This is a genomic window from Nitrospirota bacterium (assembly GCA_016214855.1).
Lineage (GTDB): Bacteria > Nitrospirota > Thermodesulfovibrionia > Thermodesulfovibrionales > UBA6898 > UBA6898.
Window position 1 is genome coordinate 32,724 of sequence record JACRMT010000012.1, and the last position, 16,594, is coordinate 49,317.

The 16,594-nt window shown below is 52.7% G+C and carries 16 protein-coding genes; 1 reads left to right on the plus strand and 15 read right to left on the minus strand.

The window, feature by feature from the left end; translation table 11 throughout:
• Positions 1 to 9: 9 nt before the first annotated feature.
• Positions 10 to 1,299 (minus strand): radical SAM/SPASM family putative metalloenzyme maturase, encoded by a 1,290-nt coding sequence (locus HZB62_10300; protein ID MBI5075537.1) that lies wholly within the window; start codon positions 1,297 to 1,299, stop codon positions 10 to 12.
• Positions 1,300 to 1,453: 154 nt separating this feature from the next.
• Between HZB62_10300 and HZB62_10305 the strand changes: the two genes are divergently transcribed.
• The gene (locus HZB62_10305) at positions 1,454 to 1,669 is read left to right on the plus strand and encodes a MoaD/ThiS family protein (protein MBI5075538.1); all 216 of its coding nucleotides are present in this window, start codon (positions 1,454 to 1,456) and stop codon (positions 1,667 to 1,669) included.
• A 21-nt stretch (positions 1,670 to 1,690) separates the two neighbouring features.
• On the opposite strand, the gene HZB62_10310 is transcribed toward HZB62_10305, so the two are convergent.
• The 14 genes from HZB62_10310 to HZB62_10375 all read right to left on the minus strand — a co-directional run bounded on the left by HZB62_10310 (position 1,691) and on the right by HZB62_10375 (position 16,379).
• Entirely contained in the window at positions 1,691 to 2,299 is a 609-nt protein-coding gene (locus tag HZB62_10310; protein ID MBI5075539.1) for a hypothetical protein, read from the minus strand.
• A gap of 133 nt (positions 2,300 to 2,432) precedes the next feature.
• Positions 2,433 to 4,169, minus strand: a complete 1,737-nt coding sequence (locus tag HZB62_10315; protein MBI5075540.1) for an aldehyde ferredoxin oxidoreductase — start codon at positions 4,167 to 4,169, stop codon at positions 2,433 to 2,435.
• Between the two features lie 340 nt (positions 4,170 to 4,509).
• Positions 4,510 to 5,784: an ammonium transporter gene (locus HZB62_10320; GenBank protein MBI5075541.1), complete on the minus strand. Its 1,275-nt coding sequence runs from the start codon at positions 5,782 to 5,784 to the stop codon at positions 4,510 to 4,512.
• A 248-nt stretch (positions 5,785 to 6,032) separates the two neighbouring features.
• On the minus strand, positions 6,033 to 6,371 hold the full coding sequence (locus HZB62_10325; protein MBI5075542.1) for a P-II family nitrogen regulator: 339 nt from the start codon (positions 6,369 to 6,371) through the stop codon (positions 6,033 to 6,035).
• Between the two features lie 145 nt (positions 6,372 to 6,516).
• Positions 6,517 to 7,896: an ammonium transporter gene (locus HZB62_10330; protein MBI5075543.1), complete on the minus strand. Its 1,380-nt coding sequence runs from the start codon at positions 7,894 to 7,896 to the stop codon at positions 6,517 to 6,519.
• Between the two features lie 362 nt (positions 7,897 to 8,258).
• Positions 8,259 to 8,597 (minus strand): P-II family nitrogen regulator, encoded by a 339-nt coding sequence (locus tag HZB62_10335; protein ID MBI5075544.1) that lies wholly within the window; start codon positions 8,595 to 8,597, stop codon positions 8,259 to 8,261.
• 10 nt (positions 8,598 to 8,607) lie between these two features.
• Positions 8,608 to 10,272 (minus strand): ammonium transporter, encoded by a 1,665-nt coding sequence (locus tag HZB62_10340; protein MBI5075545.1) that lies wholly within the window; start codon positions 10,270 to 10,272, stop codon positions 8,608 to 8,610.
• A gap of 23 nt (positions 10,273 to 10,295) precedes the next feature.
• The gene (locus tag HZB62_10345) at positions 10,296 to 11,432 is read right to left on the minus strand and encodes a porin (protein MBI5075546.1); all 1,137 of its coding nucleotides are present in this window, start codon (positions 11,430 to 11,432) and stop codon (positions 10,296 to 10,298) included.
• A gap of 32 nt (positions 11,433 to 11,464) precedes the next feature.
• Positions 11,465 to 11,776: a hypothetical protein gene (locus HZB62_10350; GenBank protein ID MBI5075547.1), complete on the minus strand. Its 312-nt coding sequence runs from the start codon at positions 11,774 to 11,776 to the stop codon at positions 11,465 to 11,467.
• Positions 11,777 to 11,875: 99 nt separating this feature from the next.
• Complete coding sequence (locus HZB62_10355) at positions 11,876 to 13,111, minus strand: homocitrate synthase (protein ID MBI5075548.1); 1,236 nt, start codon at positions 13,109 to 13,111, stop codon at positions 11,876 to 11,878.
• Positions 13,112 to 13,125: 14 nt separating this feature from the next.
• A complete protein-coding gene (locus HZB62_10360; protein MBI5075549.1) occupies positions 13,126 to 13,893 on the minus strand; it encodes an ATP-binding cassette domain-containing protein in 768 nt (255 codons plus the stop codon).
• Positions 13,893 to 14,558, minus strand: coding sequence for a molybdate ABC transporter permease subunit (modB, locus tag HZB62_10365; protein ID MBI5075550.1), 666 nt, complete (start codon positions 14,556 to 14,558; stop codon positions 13,893 to 13,895). The genes HZB62_10360 and modB overlap by 1 nt, the downstream gene beginning before the upstream one ends.
• Before the next feature lie 155 nt (positions 14,559 to 14,713).
• Positions 14,714 to 15,469, minus strand: a complete 756-nt coding sequence (modA, locus tag HZB62_10370; protein ID MBI5075551.1) for a molybdate ABC transporter substrate-binding protein — start codon at positions 15,467 to 15,469, stop codon at positions 14,714 to 14,716.
• Positions 15,470 to 15,497: 28 nt separating this feature from the next.
• Positions 15,498 to 16,379 (minus strand): radical SAM protein, encoded by an 882-nt coding sequence (locus HZB62_10375; protein MBI5075552.1) that lies wholly within the window; start codon positions 16,377 to 16,379, stop codon positions 15,498 to 15,500.
• Positions 16,380 to 16,594: the final 215 nt, after the last annotated feature.

Consider the following 16,594-nt stretch of genomic DNA (forward strand, 5'->3'; position numbering starts at 1 on the left):
CCAAGCAGGTTATTGGAGGCAATGAAAGAGCCCGGTGCACCAAAGGCAGGCACCGCAGGGCACAGACTCAAGATAACAGTCCTGTTCAAATTCCTCCTCGCTCACATAGTCGCACAGAGCGAATCCGCAGTCAAAGCAGAAGGGGAATTTGTAATCAAGCACGTTATTTCGAAAGGAGCGGGAGGATGCATCGTTCCAGATCGCATGAATATCCCGGTCATGGAGATTGCCAAAAACCCAGGGCTTCACCTTTTTGGCAAGGCCGCCCACATAACAGGCGTACCGGTGCCAGAGGAAATAGCAGGGATGGATATCTCCGTCCCAGGAGACAAAGGCACTGTTTCCCTCGACAAACTCGCACTTTCTTGTGTTACGCGGCGCCATACCAGGCAGCGTCAGTTCAACACCGGCCTCCCGTGCAGCCAGCCTTGCCTCATCAAAGACCTTTTCAGCAGACACCAGCCAGTCCTCGTCCCGCCTGAGCAGACGGTCCAGGTGAAGGGTAATACCCTGCGCCTCTGCGTCGCCCCGCATCTGTGCTACAAGATCAACGATCCGCTCTTCTTCCGACGTTCTTGCCACCTTCGTAAGAGTATCGGTATATTGCCTGAGGTCAAGACCTTTCTGCCGTGCATCTGTTTTCCAACGCTCGTACAGGGCAATGGCATTGGCAGTATTGGTATCGTAAGCAGTCTGTTCGACAAGGTCTTTATGATAAGGCAGCAGGTGAGTGACGATCGCAAAGCTGGCGCCGTTTCTGCCTGCCCAGCGAACAACTTCAGGCAGCTCAGCGAGGTTGCTGCGCATCAGCACGAACTCTATACCAATACGGAGATCACGTCCGCTGCCTCGCGCTTTGGCCTTGTTCAGACTCGAAACTGCGGCCACAATGCCGCTCATCTGCCCGCCGCTCCGGATCGTGCGGAAACTCTCATCTGAAACCGTATCGATCGACAGGCAGATGCGGTCGAGCCCTGCGTCAAGAAGAGAGACAGCACGCTGATCGTTCAGCGCCATGCCATTAGACTGAAATCCGACCCATGCCTTCTCCGGCATGAGGGCCTTTGCCTTGCGTATAAACGTCTCAAGATGCGGATTAAGCAGGGACTCTCCTATCCCGTTCAGCACGAGCGCATCAAGATGAGGGAATGCCGGGGCCAGGGCCTCAAAGGTCTCCGGCGTCATACTGCCTTCAGGAATGCCTCCATTGTCATTCTGCTTCACGCACATGCCGCATTTCAGGTTGCAGCTGGTCGTGAGCTCGACAAAAAGACGGGATGGATAAGTATTGGCTGCCATAGCTTTATTTTATCATTCCGGTCACAAACTGCTATGACGCCTGTCATGTTCGATCCACCTCTGCTTTAAGGCAGCACGCCTGTCTTCAGTGCCAGGGGATCAGATTCGCGAAACTCAAATCATGCCGGCACGTCTGCTATAATAAACTATGCAGGTGAAGATCAAGCTTTTCGCATCATTGCGCAAGTTCGGCCCAGATGAGCAGATCATTGAATTGCCTGACAATGCTACGATCGACGATGCAATAAACTCACTGAACATTCCGAAGACCGCCCTGCTCAGGATCGTCAACGGGGAACACAGACCTGCAGTACACCAGATGAAGGACGGGGATGAACTGGCACTCTTCCCGCCCATAGCGGGCGGATAGACTCCGCTGCCCGGCTTCTGCCTATGCTGGAGATACCGATAGAAGAATCTCGTCCCCTCCTGTCAGACTGTCCTGCAGTTTTCTGAGATCAACAGGCCTGTTGTCAAGCTCGGTCCTTATGCATCCCTTCCAGAAATCCTGAGACAGGCCGGCCATAAAGCTCAGAAGATCTTCCGCCTTCAGGGAAACTCCCCTCTGCAACAGGCAGGGCCCCATTTCTGCCATAAGAAGATTGAAGAGTTTTATTCTCACATACCCCTCTTTTACGCTGCACGTTTCCGCTTTTTCATGATAGGTGATCGCATTGCGAAATGAGGAATATGCACCTCCCCTCCTGAGCGTTGCGCCTACAAGACCGGGCATGGCAGCAGAAAGGGCGAGAACAGAACCGTCCTTTACTATAGCTGTTTCGATATCATCGACCGGTTTGCCGTCAAGGATGATCGACTGTATCTTTGCTATGGTTTCCTCTCCTGCCCTGAGCTCGTCCGTGAGAAATGCAGCTACACTGCAGCAGATACGGCACCTGAGGTCCACGCCCTGCTGAAGCAGCAGGAAGAATTCCGGGAGAAGTGGTTTATCCAGAACAAACTCAAGATGGGGAAGTTGCTGCATCTCAGTAAAATACATTAGGGGCCGGTTTCATGTTTTTTCGCCTCACGCCATGCTCCTTTGGAAGGGCTTTCTTGGTGTTCGGCCATGCCATGTCACAAAAAAGAAGGAGAGACTTTCGCCTCTCCTTCCTCTGACATAGCGGTCCGGTTTACCAGTTGAAAACCTTGTCCAGATCCTCGTCTTTGACATCAAAGGTAACATTATGCGGTGCGAATTTCTCGGTTTTGAAGTAGCTCGGCAGCCGATCGTGCTGCGGGGTGAAGCCGGCAGCCTTGTTGAAGTCCCGTTCCATCTTGAGGACCATTTTGCCCAGATCGGTCACGCCGTCACCGGTCAGATTCAGGCCGTAGAAGGCATTGAGCAGATCGAGCAGTGCCTGGAAGGTATCGGGCTGATCGAGCACCGCAAAGGCAATGAAGAGACACATGCCTGTGGAATCGATCGCCGCAGTCGCGATCTGCAGGTTCCGCGAGAGCTCGACCTGGCCTTCAGGCCTGAGCGCGTTTACATCGCCACCCACCTTCAGGACGTTTGCAGTAACAGCGTACCCTGCAGTGTGGTCCGCGCCCATGGGGCTCGTGGCATAGGTGACGCCAATGCCCTGCACTGCACGGGGATCGTACGCCGGCATGGCCTGTCCCTTGACCACCGGCACACGCTCTACGCCAAAGGCCTTGCCGGTCAGGGCAGCGCCGTTGCCGAGAATCCTGCCGAGGTCTGTTCCCTTGCCAACCTCATGCACCATCTTGATCGCAGCGTCTGCATCGCCGAATTTCGCAAGTCCTGCTTCCATCGCAACGGCTATGGTCGCGCCCATCTCGATCGTATCAATGCCATAGGTGTCATCCAGGAAATCGAGCATCGCGATCTTGTCCATGTCATTGATGCCGCAGTTGCCGCCGTGAGCCCAGACCGTCTCGTATTCCGGCTGTTTGGTCAGGAAATGACCGTCCTTGTCATTATAAGTACCCGAACACTGAATAACACAACCGCGGTGGCAGCCGTGGGTCGGGTTCGCCCCTCGCTTCTTTTCGGTCTCTGCCAGGGTCTCTCCGCTGATCGCAGCAGCTCCGTCAAAGCGGCCCTGTTTAAAGTTATATGTCGGGTACCCGCCGACTTCGTTCAGAATGTTCGTAAGCACGTTCGTGCCATACGCAGGAAGGCCCTGTCCGGTGACCGGGTGCTTCTTAAGACCGTCGACAAACCTCTTGTTGGCATCCTTGAACTTCTCAGGGTCCTTCGGCGGCCGCATCGGCATGCCGGTATCGTCAAGCACAATAACCTTGACGTTCTTGGCGCCCATGACAGCACCGACGCCACCACGGCCGGCATGACGGGTCGGCCGCAATTCCATGTCCGTAAACGCAACAGTCGCTGCGCCCATTTTCATCTCACCGGCAGGCCCGATCGAGATACAGCATATCTTATCGCCGAATTCTGCCTTCATCTTTGCGACAAGATCGTAATTAGTGAGCATTTTGAGGCTGTTATCAGCCGTGATCCTGACCCCGTCCTTGTTGATGAAAACCTTGTGCAGATCATCGCTCTTCGGTTTCCCTTCAAGCACGATCGCACTGTACCCAAGCCGCGCCAAGACCTGTGACGCCTGACCTCCGGAGTTCGCCTCCTTAATGCCGCCCGTAAGCGGACTCTTACAGCCGACAGAGATCCTGCCTGACATGGCACTCGCTGTCCCGCTCAGGAGGCCAGGGGCTATGACCAGCTTATTATCTGCGCCCAGAGGATGGCATAATGGAGGAACTTCCTTCGAAATAATCGCCGAAGTCATCGCCCTGCCGCCAAGACCGGCATAGTCGCCAACCGGAACTTCTGTTGCCTTGGGACCGCCTTCCGCTCCCACATCGATTCTCAGGATCTTGTCCATAACTGCCTCCTTTTCTTTACCGGGTTTTTTGTTGAAGTTATTACCATATCAGGCTGGCTTTCTCATAGTGTCGTTATCTTTCAGGGATATAATTTTATGCGCTTGTATAGACCAAATATTAGGACAATAGCGACCGTTTGTCAAACAAAAAACCGCTTACGGTCAAGCCAATATCAGGATTACATGACTGACATAAGAATAGCCTGGCTGCTGACATTACTGAACCTGTCTCAGCAGACAAAAAAAGAGGGGCAGATCACCTGCCCCTCTTTTGCATTCCCTATTTGCTCCATTTCTTGTCAATTACTCTTTACACATAACTCTTCACGTTTTACTGCCTCTACAACTGGTATCCGTTCTCCTCGTGCTGGCTGAGGTCAAGGCCCATCAGTTCCTCCTCATCAGACACCCTGAGCCCGATTGTCCAGTCTATCGCCTTGAGAAGTATCAGGCTGGCAACAAAGGAAAAGACCGCAACCACCGCTATCGCCATGAGCTGGACCATAAGCTGGTGAGGGTTGCCGAAGAAGAGTCCGTCAGCACCTGCTGCATTGATCGCCTTCTGCGCAAACAGTCCGGCACCGATCGTGCCGAGAATGCCGCCGACACCATGCACGCCAAAGGCATCAAGCGAGTCATCGAATTTGAATTTCGGTTTCAGGGAAAGCGAAAGGTAGCATATCGAGCCTGCTGCAGCGCCGATCATCAGCGCACCCAGAGGTCCTACAAAACCGGACGCAGGCGTGATCGTCGCCAATCCTGCGATCGAACCGGTTGCAGCGCCGAACATGGTCGGCTTGCCCCTGTGGAGCCACTCTATTATTACCCACACTACCGTTGCCGTAACTGCAGCGATATGTGTTGTGACAAAGGCCATGGTGCTGAGACCGCCGGCAGACAGAGCGCTTCCCGCATTAAAGCCGAACCAGCCGAACCAGAGCAGACCGGCGCCTAACACGGTCATCGGAAGGTTGTGCGGCGGCATGGCCTCCCGCAGATAGCCCCTTCTTTTACCGATCACAAGCGCAGCTGCAAGCGCAGATATGCCTGAGGTGATATGCACGACAATGCCGCCTGCGAAATCGAGCGCGCCGAGGTTCCTGAGCCATCCTCCGGTTCCCCATACCCAGTGTGCAACAGGGTCATAGACCAGTGTTGACCAGAGGAGCGTAAAGATCAGGAATGCCGAGAACTTCATCCGCTCGGCAAAGGCTCCGGCGATCAGCGCAGGGGTTATGACCGCAAACATCGCCTGATAGATCATGAAGGCCATATGCGGTATGGTCGCTGCATAATCAGGATTCGGCTCAACGCCGACGCCCCGCAGACCGATCCAGTCCAGACTGCCGATAAGGCCGTTGATATCAGGGCCAAAGGAGATGCTGTAACCGACAAGGATCCACTGGACGCTCACCAGAGCAATGGCAACAAAGCTGTGCATCAACGTGCCGAGCACATTCTTCTTTCTGACCATGCCGCCGTAGAACATGGCAAGGCCGGGTGTCATCAGCATCACCAGCGCAGCAGAAAGGAGAACAAATGCGGTATCTCCGGAATCCACCTTGCTGCCTCCCTCTGCAAAGGCAGACAGCGGCATGAGCAGCAGGGTCATCATGCCAAAGAGTATAAGTGTCTGTTTTTTCAAAGAAAACCTCCCTATGCGAAATATAATCGTATCGATGAGCAGGAGGCGAAAAGCATGCCAGAGTTGATTTCTTTGATTTTAAAGGAAAAAAGGAAGGAAGACCCTGAAACTTCCTACAATTTTGTAGCAAGCCTCAGGGCAATCGCAGCAATTCTCTTGTTAATCAAGCGGTTATGCAGATACTACAGTTTTGTATTAATTACATTTTTGTCGCTAAATCAAATGGCTGTTTCCCCTGTCTCGCCGGTCCTGATCCTGATGATCTGTTCAAGAGATGAGACGAATATCTTGCCGTCGCCGATCTTGCCTGTCCTGGCCTTCTCTACGATCGTTGCTATGGCCTTTTCGACCATGGCTTCGGACACCACTGCCTCTATCTTCACCTTGGGAATGAAAGAGATGTCGTATTCGGCGCCGCGGTAGAGCTCTACATGTCCCTTCTGCCTGCCGAAACCCTTCACCTCGGTGACGGTCATGCCCTGGATGCCCATCGCATTGAGTGCGTCCTTCACCTCATCCAGCTTGAACGGCTTTATGATCGCTTCTATCTTCTTCATGGTGTTTCCTCCTTGATAAGTGTCAGTATCTGTGAATGGTGTCAGTGTCGGGATTACCGACACGGTTCACCAATTACTCATAACCCATCACGCTTTACCGTCTTTTTGTTCACGCGTTACGCATTACTCATCACGCATTACGGTCTCACAGATTGTATGCCTTCTCGCCATGCTGGCTTTCGTCAAGACCGATGAACTCATCTTCTTCATCAACGCGCAGGCCGACTGTGTATTTGATGAGCAGAAAAATGACCGCTGTTACCACTGCGCTGTAAGCAAAGGTTATCAGTGATGCCAGGATTTGGGTCCAGAGCTGGCCGGGATTGCCATACAGCAGCCCCTTGCCGAGTTCGTTGACCGAGGGGTCTGCAAAGACACCGGTCAGTACGGCGCCGATCGTTCCGCCGATGCCATGGATGCCGAAGGCATCGAGCGTGTCGTCATAGCCGAGCTTCGGCTTCAGATATGCCACCGCAAAGAACGGAATGATACCTGCTGCAAGCCCGATACAGATCGCTCCGCTTATGTTCACAAAACCCGCTGCAGGGGTGATCGCAACCAGTCCGCCCACTGCTCCTGATGCCAGGCCGAGAACGGTCGCCTTCTTTGAGTGCATCCATTCGACCACCATCCAGGCCAGGGCTGCAACTGCTGCTGCGGTGTTGGTGTTGATGAAGGCTGCGCCTGCCAGGCCGTTTGCACCAAGGGCAGAGCCGGCATTGAATCCGAACCACCCGAACCAGAGCAGACCGGCTCCGGTAACGACAAGGGTAAGATTACCAGGAAGAAGAGCCTTTTCCTTCCTCTTGCCGAGGATCAGTGCGCCTACCAGCGCAGCAGCTCCGGCATTAATATGCACAACCGTTCCTCCTGCAAAATCGAGAGCGCCCATCTTTGCAAGAAATCCTCCGCCCCAGACCCAATGGGCAACTGGTATATAAGCCGCCACGAACCACAGAATTGTGAAAAGGATCCATGCAGAGAATTTCATCCTCTCAATATAGGCACCGCTTGCCAGGGCGACGGTGATCGCTGCAAAGGTCAGCTGATACACTATAAAGATGTACTCCGGAATCGTCTTGGCCAGATCATTGATGCTATTTGGCCCTACACCGCTCAGAAAGGTCTTGGCGCCATCACCGATGAACCCTGCCATATCTCCGTTAAAGGAAAAACTGAAGCCGAAGATCACCCAGAGCACGCTCACAATGCAGAACGTCACAAAGGACATGGCCATGGTATTGAGCGAGTCTTTCCTCTTGGCCAGACCGCCGTAAAAGAGAGCCAGGCCGGGAATGGTCATAAGCATGACCAGAGCTGTTGCCACGATCATCCAGGCTGTATCGCCTGTGTCAATCTTGGGTGCAGCCGGGGCTGCAACTGCCGGAACTGCAGGGGCTTCTGCTGCCGGGGCTGCCACCGCTGTCGGGGCAGGTGCTTCTGCAGTCTTTGCCTCCTCGGCAAATGCCAGACCCGCAAACATCACTAAGCCGAGTAAAACGGTGATACTGATAAACCTTTTCATGATAAACCTCCTTGATATTTTTTCAGGTGCGCTGTCCTGTTTCATGCCTCTATCCTCAAGCGTATGCCTTGTTGTATATCTCTCATAATGCCGGACCCTCCTCTTTCTTTATTGACCGCGTCTTATTGCCGTCGTAGCAGAATAATGCGAGAACCGTGCCAACACATAACTACTTGAAAAGACATGTTATTTCCTAAATGTCATGATTACAATATTGTAAGCTGCTACAAAGTTGTCACAAATACAATGATGAAGCAGAGACGATTAAGTGGAAGAGAAACGCCATGCCCGTGCCGCATTAAATAAAAGGCCCCGCAAAGCGGGGCCAGATACAGGAACTCTTTGTTGATGTTGCGTTTCTCTTAAATGGCGGTATCCCCTGTCTCGCCGGTTCTTATCCTGACCACCTGCTCAAGGGATGACACAAAGATTTTGCCATCGCCGATCTTGCCGCTCTTTGCCTTGTGCTCTATCGTCTTGATCGCCTTTTCGACCATGGCATCAGAAACAACAGCCTCTATCTTCACCTTCGGGATGAATGAGATGTCATATTCCGCCCCGCGATAGAGTTCAACATGACCCTTCTGCCTGCCGAACCCTTTTACTTCCGTAACCGTAAGACCCTGGATGCCGATCTCATTCAGGGCATCTTTGACTTCATCCAACTTGAATGGTTTTATTATCGCTTCTATCTTTTTCATATCTGTTCTCCTATCTGTGCGTATGACGGGTCTGGAAGTCCGGATAAGCCGTGACTGCAACCTCGGCCTGATCAAGTCCTTCGACTTCAAGTTCAGGATCGACCCTCAGCGGAACGATCATATTCAGCACCTTGAAGAAGACATACATGACCACAAAAACAAAGACCATGTTTGTTGCCGTGCCGATAAGCTGCGCTATGAACTGTGAGGAGTCGCCATAGAAAAGACCCTTCACTGTGCCGGCAACGCCGTTGAACCCGTCGCCGTATACGCCGTCTGCGAAGAGACCGACAGAGATTACGCCCCATGCGCCGTTGACGCCATGCACCGAGATCGCTCCGACAGGATCGTCGATCTTCAGGACACGCTCGATGAAAAAGACGCTTATGCAGACAAGTATCCCTGCAATCGCACCTATGATCACAGCAGAAAGAGAGGTAACAAATGCGCATGGTGCTGTGATCGCTACGAGACCTGCAAGCATGCCATTGGCTGACATCGAGATATCAGGCTTGCCGTATCTGATCCACATATACATCCAGGACGTTAATGACGCTGCTGCGCCTGCCAACATCGTATTTACCGCCACAACACCGATCCTGAAGTCGCTGCCTGCGAGTGTAGAGCCTGCATTAAAGCCGAACCAGCCGAATGCAAGAATAAAACAGCCCACAACAGCCATCGGGATGTGATGTCCGGGTATGGCCCGCGGTTTTCCGTCAGGCCCGAACTTGCCGATCCTCGGGCCGATCACAATGGCGCCTGCAAGCGCCGCCATGCCACCGGTCAGATGCACGACCGAAGATCCTGCAAAATCCACATGCCCATGCCCAAGGCCAAAGTTGGTACCGAGCTTGGCGAGCCAGCCTCCGCCCCATACCCAGTTGGCATAAAGAGGGTACAGGATGCCGGAAATAAACAACGCATAAACAATAAATGATTTCATGGTCCAGCGCTCTGCCATGGAACCGGTCGGAATCGTTGCGGTGGTGTCCATGAATACCATCTGGAACAGGAACATGGTATAGATGGCTGCATCGTAGGCCTCACCGCCGAGCATAAAGCCCTTGGTGCCGAAGAGGCCGAAATTCTTGCCAAAAAGAGAGATGGTGAACTCTCCGTTCATGGTGGCTCCCCCTCCCAATGATGCAAATGGTCCTGCACCGCCCATCTGAAGGGCAAAGCCGGTGAACCAGAAGCCAAGAAGTCCGAGGCCATACACCATGAAGTTCATGGCCATGGTATGCCCAGCATTTTTGGCCTGGGTAAAGCCTGTCTCTGCCATGGCAAAGCCTGCCTGCATGAACATGACAAGAAAGCCGCAAATAAGAGTCCAGACAATATTGATAGCTATCCTGTTCTTGCCGACCGAGTCAGCTACCTTGACGGCAAAAGGTTCTGTCTTCTTTACGTCTTCGATGGTCTTCATGTCGTCTGCCGTCGGACCGGCGCTCGAATAACCGACCATATCGCCGATACCGCCGGCATTCGCACCAATAGGATCAGGCTTGGGCGGCTCCGGAGTAACTGCAGCGGCAAGAGCCGGTGCAGTTACCGGAGCAGGGGCTGCCTGCTCCGCAGTTGGGGCAGCGGGTTTCGCCGGTTCTTCGGCAAAAATGATGCCCGCTGACAATAGCATCGCCATCAGTACCATTATGCTCATGAATTGTTTCATGATGATCTCCTTTTTCTCTCAGACTACCAGGAATACATAACCGCCAAAGCGATCGTGTCCTGACTCTTCTTGTTTGTGAGATCATGGCGGCTGTCAAAGGTCTGCTTATCCGACCAGTCATGCCTGTATTCAGGTCTGATGATTATGCCGTTTGCAAGCCTGATCTCCGGGGTAATGGTGATCTCCTTGACGCTCTGTTTGATGCCGGTCCTTGCACCGTCACTGTCCTTGAAATATTCACCCCGGACTGCGAGGCTGTACCGACCGGTAAAATCATATTTTGCTATAGCGGCAAACCCATGCCATTTAACGTCATCTGCAAGCGGCCCCATATCCTCTGTTGCATAGTCCGCATTCAGGATCAGGCTCAGATTCTTTACGGGCTTTATGGTTGCAACCCAGTCAAAGAGGAATCTGTTGTTTGAGCTGTTGTCGAGCTGCTCAGGACCATAGCAGGTGTTGAAATACATGGAGAGCTGCTCCATCGGCGCATAGCCGACGCTTAATCCTACGGTCTTTCCCTTGTTGTTGTCGCTGGTATTGTCCCAGCCGTTGACAACATGAAGATTTGCGCTCAGGGCGTCCGTAAAGCTATACCCCACCATGAGACCTGTGTGGGTGAAGGGTATGGCGTAGTTGAACAGGAGTGAACGCGAATAATTCGGATTGTCTTTTGCCTCTATCACCTCTGCGCCGAAATAGGTGGCATATTTACCAAACCGGAGCTTGAGCCCCTTGCCGACAGGCGCAAGATAGTCGATGTACGCCTCGGTAAGATCAAAGGCATCGCTCTTTGAAGGATCATCGCCGTCATTGATGCCCAAGCCGCGCGAATGTATCCATTTTGCAGTCTCGCCGGCTGAAAGCTTCAATTTGAAGCCCACTCCGTTCATCGGCGCATCCTTGGCAAAGACGATCTGCGCAAGGTCAAGATTAAAGCTGTTTGCTTCATGATCAAAAACGCGGAGCCTGTTTTCTCCTGAATCAGGATTTCTGAAATTATACGTGTACCCGCCCTGCAGATTGATGCTCAGACCCAAAGCCTTCTTGATCTCGTCTGCATTCAGACCAACAGGCTTTGCCTCTTCCGCAAAACTGCTGAATACCATTGCAAATACAAAAATCAATGTGAACCACATGCTAAAAATAACCCTTTTCATAATCTCCTCCTGGAATAATATTTTTTTACCGCTTAAAGCGATTTCTTTTGCTCCTGACTGTCTTCATGCTCTTCTTCTGCTCCCTCGTTCCAACGCACCTCCTTTATTCTCAAGCCGTATTTGTGGATCTTATATCCGATCATCCTCTCGGTAATGCCAAGACTCTTTGCCGCACGAGCCATTACCCAGTTGCATTCCTTTAAAGCCTTTATGATCTCTTCTTTCTCAAGTTCTTCAATTCTGTTCTTAAGAGAAGTTCCTGCGTTATTCATAATGCAGGTAACATTGCCAAAACCATGCCAGATCAAAACTGTTTGATTTTTCATAATAATTTGCGTGCACATGGCCTACAATATTGTATTTTACTACAAAAATGTCTGTGATATTAAGACAGACCGATCGAGGACGACAGTCATGCAGCGCGAAGCAAACTAATCGCAGAATCAGGGAGAAACAGTGAGGACCCTCTCAGCAATATCCGGATAATTGGCAACAAAGACCAATTCATCGTCAGTCAGGGCCTTCTGCGTGTGAAGGTTGGCATATTGAACCAGATCGAGAACCCGCCTGGCCTCCTGATCACTCTCGAACGATATGCCGAGCTTGTCGTATACATGTCTGAAGCCCTTGATGCCTCCATATTCACCGGTCGTAATGACACGGCCTGTTTCAAGAAGTTCAGGCTCACCCCTGCCGACATCCTCAGGGTCGTAAAGCTCGTAATTCCTCCTGTCTTTCAGCGCTCCGTCCGCATGGATCCCTGACTCATGGGCAAAGGCGTTGGCTCCCACGCCCGGCTGGTTGATCGGAATCGGCAGGCCAAAGGCGTACGAGGCATATTTCGCGATCTTCCAGGACTTTCTGAGGTCCATCTGCCTGTCGCACTGTAACTTCCTGCTGAGCCCGTGAGAAAATTTCAGTGCAAGCATCGAGGATACCAGATCGCAGTTTCCGCACCGCTCTCCGTATCCGTTGAGCGTGGTATTTATGTAACAGTCTATGCCTGCCTCTGCAGCACCCAGAGCACCTGCCACCGAGACAGCCTCGGCCATGCCGAGGTCATTATGGCAATGCATTTCGATCGGGAATTGCGTTGCCTCTCCCAAAGCCCTGATTCGCTCATAGATGGTGATGGGGTCGTCTGCGCCAAGGGTATCGCAATAACGGAGGCGGTCCGCGCCTGCTTCCTTGCCGGCAAGCGCAAAATCGATCAGCCGCTGAAGATCGGTCCGGGAAGCATCCTCGGCATTGATGCCGACCGTCTCGGCGCCAAACTCCCTGGCAAGTCTGACTGCCCTGGTCATTGACTCAGCAATGTCAGACCATGCTGTCCTGCCCTGGAATTTACCGCTGATCATAATGTCAGAGGTAGAGACCGACAGGTTCAGGTGCCGCAGGTCCGGACAGTTCTGAAAGGCAAGTTCAACATCACCGGGTATTGCCCTGCACCAGCCTTCAAGACGGATACGCCTGAAGGCGCCTGCTTTTTCAAGCTGCAGATTGGCATTGATATAGTTTCTTTCGTGCCTGAGCGTAGGGAAGCCGATCTCGCTCTGAAACACGCCCATCTCGTCAAGATAGAGGTTGATCATGGTCTTGGCAAGCTTCGGCAGCAGAATGCGCGAGGTCTGCACACCATCCCGGTTTGTGACATCAATAAAATATATCTCTCTGGTCATAGTCAATTCACTCTTCAATTCATGCTGCTGCAGAGTTTGCGGCTCAGGCTTGGCGCGTAACGCTGCAATTTCCCGGTGAAACGGGACAGTGGCAAGACTTCCTCGCACGATGGCTCCATAAATATCTCCTCAGGAGGACCGGCCTGTATGACCCTGCCTTCTGCATAAACGATCACGCGGTCTGCAAGAGCAAGGGCTTCATCTGCGTCGTGCGTTATCAGCACGACCGGTATATCGAACGTCTGCTGGATCTCCTTCAGGATCGCCCGCATTTCGAATCGGATCGGCATATCCAGCGCAGAAAATGGCTCATCAAGGAGCAGTGCCCCTGGCCGTCTGATCAATGCACGAGCCAGGGCGACCCGCTGCTTCTGTCCGCCAGAAATCTGCGATGGCAGGCGGTCTTCGAGACCTGTTATGCGGAACATCCGAAGCAGTTCTTTGCAGCGCTGCTCCTGTTCGGTCTTATCGATGCCATGGCCGCCATAACGGATATTCTCTCCTGATGTCATATGCGGAAAGAGCGCAAGGTCCTGAAATACATACCCTATCGAACGCCTCTGGGGGCCGACATTCACGCCTTGCCCTGAATCGAACAGAAGCGTCTCTCCCAGAACTATTTTCCCGTTATCAGGCGCCAGCAGCCCGGCGATCATCTGGAGGGTCATCGATTTTCCGGCACCGGAGTAACCGAAGATCGCCGCGAGTTCATTGCCGATCTCCCATGAAGCATCAAGCGTGAATCCGCTGAGCGCTTTTCGTGCTGAGAATGAGATGCCCATCAGACCGCCCTCCTGTTATACAGGTTTGCGATATAGAGGAATGCCCCGGAGACCGCGGTAAAAAAAGCAACCATGGTTCCGGAGCGGGCCCACTCTCCGCTGCTTGCCATGGAATAGATCGCTATCGGCATGGTGTCGGTCCTTCCCGGGATGTTGCCGGCAAGCATCAGAGTCGCTCCGAACTCACCCATGGCCCTCGCAAAAGAGAGCACTGCCCCGGCTATGATCCCCCTCTTTGCAAGCGGCAGTATGACGCGGAGAGCCGTTTCGAATTTCGAGTGGCCAAGCGTGTATGATGCATTGATCAGGTTCCGGTCGACTGACTCGACTGCAGCACGGGCTGTCTTGATCATGAGCGGAAGGGCAACCACAAAAGATGCCAGCACAGCCGCCTGCCAGGTGAACATAATGGACCATCCGGTCAGTTCATAGAGCGGCCTGCCGAGATATCCATTCCTGCCGAAGATGAGAACGAGGAAGAACCCGGTCACGGTCGGCGGCAGTACGAGCGGCAGCGTCAGGAACATGTCCAGCATTTCTTTGCCTCTGAAACTTTTCATGGCAAGCAGATAGGCAAGGGCCACGCCGACGATAACTATCATTGTCGTCGCAAGAAAAGCGACCTGAATTGATAGTTTGAGCGAAAACCATGCTGCGCTGTCCATGAAAATATCCTTCTTTCCCTCACCCTACCCTCTCCCTAAAGGAGAGGGAGAGAAGAAGGTGAACACAAGACTTTTTTTAACCTCGACCTGTCTTTCTCTTATGGTTCTTCCTTCATCGCAAGATACCATTTTACAGTTTCTCATCATGGCCCCCTCTACCTCGGGGAGAGGGCTGGGTGAGGGGCCATCTTAAACCCGTATCTTCTCAGGATATCGCTGCCTTCCCTTGAAATGACTATGGAAATAAAATTCCGTGCTGCAGCCTCGTTCTTTGTCCCTTTTATTGCGGCTATCTCATATTTTACCGGTGAGTGGCTTGATGCCGGAGCCTCTGCAATGACCTTCAGCTCCCTGTCTCTTACGTTGGCATCAGTGAGAAATACCATGCCGGCATCTGCTTCATTGCGTTCCACATAATCCATAACCTGTCGCACATTTTCAGCGTACACCAGTTTTGACTTAAGATCGTTCCAGAGCCCGAGGGTCCTCAGGGTCTCCTCAGCATACTTACCGGCCGGCACTGTAGCCGGGTTGCCTATGGCGAGCCTGACTACATCACTCTTCTTCAGATCGCTGAATGAAGAGATCCTCACTGATGCGTTCTTCGCTGCAATAAGCACGATCTTATTGCCGGAAAAATCAGCCCTGCTGGTTTCCAGAAGCAGACCTGCGGCCTTCAGCGCATCCATCTCCTTCGATGAAGCCGAAGCGAAGACATCTGCAGGCGCACCCGCCTCAATCTGCTTCTGGAGAAGGCCGGAGGCTGCAAAGTTGAAGACAACCTTTGAGCCAGGATGCTTCTTCTCATAAGACCTGCCGATCTCCTCAAAGGGCGCCTTAAGACTGAGCGCTGCAGAGACCGTGATCTCTGTCCCTGCAGCAGCTTCTTCTGCAAAGAGGACTGCAAGCATGCAGCAGAGAAAAAATAAAAGCAGCCTCTCAAACCATTTCACAGTATTCCTCTCCTATGCGGGCATTCAGCACCTCAAGTTCCATGTCTTTATCTTCGCCGAGCACACCGCAGGCGTCAGCGCGGCACTGCTTGCAATGGGTCATCTGCTCGATATGGGGAGCACAGTCACTCCGCATCTTCGCGATCATATCATTCGACGGCCTCTGCAGGGAGGCGAATTCAGCCTGAGGGATCAGCGGCATGATGTTATGGATGTCAGCCCCCTTCATTCCGGCGAACCAGGCGATCATCGGTATTTCGACATCGTTGATCCCGGGTATGTAGACGGTATTCACCTTCACCATAAACCCTGCATCGATGGCATTAATAAGACCTCTCTGCTGATTGATAACCATCTGTTCAGCAGCCTCCCTGCCCCGGAGCGTTCTTCCCCGATAGCTGACCCAGGAATAGACCTTCTCGGCTACCATATGGGTGAGGGCATTGATCGTGATCGTGATACTCCTGACGCCCACTCGCATGAGGTCTTCTATCCTGTCAGGCAGGCAGAGTCCGTTAGTCGAAACGCAGAGCGTCAGATCAGGAAACGCACGGTGAATGGACGCCATGGTCTCAAAGGTCGAGTCATTGGCCAGAGGATCACCCGGGCCGGCTATGCCGACGACGGTCAGATTATCATTTCGGTCGAGCAGTGCCTCGACCCTCTCCAGGGCCTCATACGATTTCAGAACGCGGCTGGTTATGCCGGGCCGTGATTCGTTTGCACAGTCGTATTTACGAATACAATACCGGCACTGTATGTTGCATGCTGGCGCAACCGGCAGATGTATCCTGCCGAACTTGTGATGCGCTTCCTTCGAAAAGCACGGATGGGTCTTCTTTATGTCTCTGCTCTTGAATAATGGCATCCCTGTCATGATCGTCCACCTCTCTTTCGTAATTTAATATATCTATTGCAAGTGAGGTGCCATTCGCTAAGAGGCCGGAAAGACAGGAGGTTTGGGCTTCACACGAGGGGCGCTTTGCGCCAGTGTTGTAGTTGGTCAGACAAAATTGTAGGTTTCAGCGTGCCGACAGGGGCAGAGATCATGATAACGACAGGCGGAGGCGATTAAGATAGCAG